General features: G+C 36.4%; 4 protein-coding genes. All 4 read left to right on the top strand.

The window, feature by feature from the left end; translation table 11 throughout:
• The coding region (locus RM549_RS19215; protein ID WP_311687714.1) for a DUF3347 domain-containing protein at positions 1-571 on the top strand (571 nt) is incomplete at its 5' end.
• Positions 572-574: 3 nt separating this feature from the next.
• Entirely contained in the window at positions 575-1030 is a 456-nt protein-coding gene (locus tag RM549_RS19210) for a heme-binding domain-containing protein (protein WP_311687713.1), read from the top strand.
• A gap of 219 nt (positions 1031-1249) precedes the next feature.
• Complete coding sequence (locus RM549_RS19205) at positions 1250-1861, top strand: helix-turn-helix domain-containing protein (RefSeq protein ID WP_311687712.1); 612 nt, start codon at positions 1250-1252, stop codon at positions 1859-1861.
• 476 nt (positions 1862-2337) lie between these two features.
• Positions 2338-2707: HYC_CC_PP family protein (locus tag RM549_RS19200; protein ID WP_311687711.1), on the top strand; the 370-nt coding region annotated here is incomplete at its 3' end.

Below are 2707 nucleotides of genomic sequence, written 5' to 3'. Positions count from 1 at the left end.
CTTAACAGCAGTATCCTGTAAAAACAACAATGAAGAAGAAAATGTTGACCATTCAGGAATGGACCATGAAAATATGGGCGAAGGTTCAGAAATGATGGAAGGTGGGGAACAAACTTCCGAAGATATGCCTGGCAGTGAAAATCAGGATTCACAGACGGGAATTATCGTTAATGATTATATGGAACTAAAAAATGCCCTGGTAGCCGATAATTCCGAAGGGGCTGCGCAAGCCGGTGAAAGCCTCGTAGCAGCTTTTGAAAACTTTAATATCAGCGGTTATGAAGCTGCCGAACAGCAGGAACTAACCGAAATTATTGAAAGTGCCAAGGAACACGCTGATCATATTTCCTATAGCGATATGGCGCACCAAAGGGAACATTTTGAACTAATGAGCATTGATATGGTCGATATGTTGGCTATTACCGGTTCCCCTGAAAGGCTTTATCAGCAGTTTTGCCCTATGTACAACAACAAGAAAGGCGCGATTTGGCTAAGCACCAGTGAGGAAATAAGGAACCCTTACTTTGGACAAAATATGCTTAGCTGTGGAGAGGTCCAGAAGGAAATTTAAGGAATGAAGATCCTAAAGATCATCGGTCTGATTTTATTGGTTGCCTTTGTGGGGATACAGTTTATCCCCACAAACCGCAATCATAGTGATTATATTCCTAAATCAGATTTTACGGAGATTTACGAGGTGCCCGAAAACATCAATACCATCCTGCAAACCTCTTGTTATGACTGCCATAGCAATAATACCAATTATCCATGGTATAATAAGATCCAGCCGTTTACTTGGTATTTGAACGACCATATTGAAAAAGGCAAGGCAGATTTGAATTTTAGTGAATTCGGGGAGTATTCCTCGCGACGGAAAAGCAGCAAATTACGTTCTATAAGCAGCCAGGTGGAAGATGGGGAAATGCCTTTGCAGTCATATACTCTAGTGCATTGGGACGCGAAACTTTCTGACAAGGAGAAGGAAGAAATCACTGTTTGGATGGATTCTTTGGCTATGGAAGTAAGGTAAAAAAAATAATTACCCATCCCTGTGCCTGAAGACTGTTTGTTTAATTAGTTAATGAATATTTCAGGTGCAGGGTTTTTGTATGAAGCAGGAAAAGTGGAGTTCTTCTCCGATATCCAAACTAAAAATGTAGAAAATCAGTATTCCTGTTCAAAGTCAGTGCAGATGGACCAAGGATGAATGACTAAGTATAAAACCTAAAGAACCAACAAACCAGCAATCATGAAAAAGGAACTTGAAATTGAAAGGAATTCGAACAATATTGAAAATCTTAAAATTTTTCAGATTAAGAATGTGGTTTGCCAGCGATGTAAAAGGAGCGTAAGAGAAATACTGACTGAATTAAAAATTCCTTTCAAGAGAGTGTCTTTGGGAGAGGCAGAGTTGGAAAGGAGTCTCTCAGATTTTGAGTTCACATTGTTTCAGGAAGAGTTACGTAAAGTGGGATTTGAGCTCATTTTTGAAAAAAATGAACGCCTGGTGAACCAGATAAAATCAATAATTATTGCGCGGGTTTACAAGGAGGAAGATTTTGGGGAACAGAAGATTTCAGATCTATTGACCAGCCGTCTACACTACGACTATAGCCATCTTACCCATATTTTCACAAAACTTGAAGGGAAAAATATTCAGAAGTTTTATAGTGAAATAAAGATAGAAAGAATAAAGGAGTTATTGGAGTATAACGAGCTAACTGTTTTAGAGATTGCTCATGAAATGGGGTATAGCAGTGCTACCTACCTATCAACCCACTTTAAAAAAGCTACTGGTGTAACTCCTTCGGATTATAAAAATAAAGAAGAAAAACGTAAAACAGATCTCAATAGGTTCTGAGATAGTAAGGAATTGATCTTTTGTGAAAAGAAACATTACAATAAGTTTTTTGTTGAAAGCCATGGGAAAATAGAAGGTTTGGCCGCCTATATTGTCTCAATTTTTAGATACTGGTAATTTAGGTAAAGTAAATATTCTCTTTTCTAAACGTCATATGATTCTTCTATATTTTATAATCTTTTCATGACCATTTTTCGTAGTCTTTACTGTTAAATAATTACAACCCCTTAATAGTGAATGTTTTTTCTGTTATATTAAAAGTGCTTTTGAACCTTTTGAGCTATCTTTATTCTGGATAAGGAAAATGCGTCCTATGTTTAGAATTCTGAGAGAAAAGGGAAAATATGACTTTGATCATATTTGAAAAAAGAGCAATTAATTATTTTTGTTATTGAATTATTAAAATGCTCCAAATATAATTTCAACCTTATTTCAGTGGTAATTAGCTAATGAATAGAGGAAATTAGAAGAGTGTTATGAAAGCCTTCCTATTAAAAATATCATCTTTGGTCCTGGCATTTTTAATGTTCCTATCGACAATGTCCTTTACTGTGAATAAACACTTTTGCGGTGATTTTCTTGTGGACCAATCAGTCTTTTTTGAAGCTGATACCTGCGGAATGGAACATGATTCCGGAGTAGCTGATGAGAAAGGTTGTTCTGACGATTCTATAGCTATTGATGGTCAGAAAGATTTGAAGATATCCTTTTATGATCTCAACTTTGATCAGCAAGTATTTCTTGTAAGTTTTGCTTATTCATTTAACGGGCTTTTTGAAGAACTGCCTGCGAAAGATATTCCTTTTGTCAAGTATATACCTCCCTTAATCGTTCAGGAAATCCACA

The organism is Autumnicola patrickiae (assembly GCF_031846525.1).
Taxonomy (GTDB): domain Bacteria; phylum Bacteroidota; class Bacteroidia; order Flavobacteriales; family Flavobacteriaceae; genus Autumnicola; species Autumnicola patrickiae.
The sequence above is the reverse complement of the archived record's forward strand: the minus strand, read 5'-3'. Positions and strand labels throughout refer to the sequence as shown.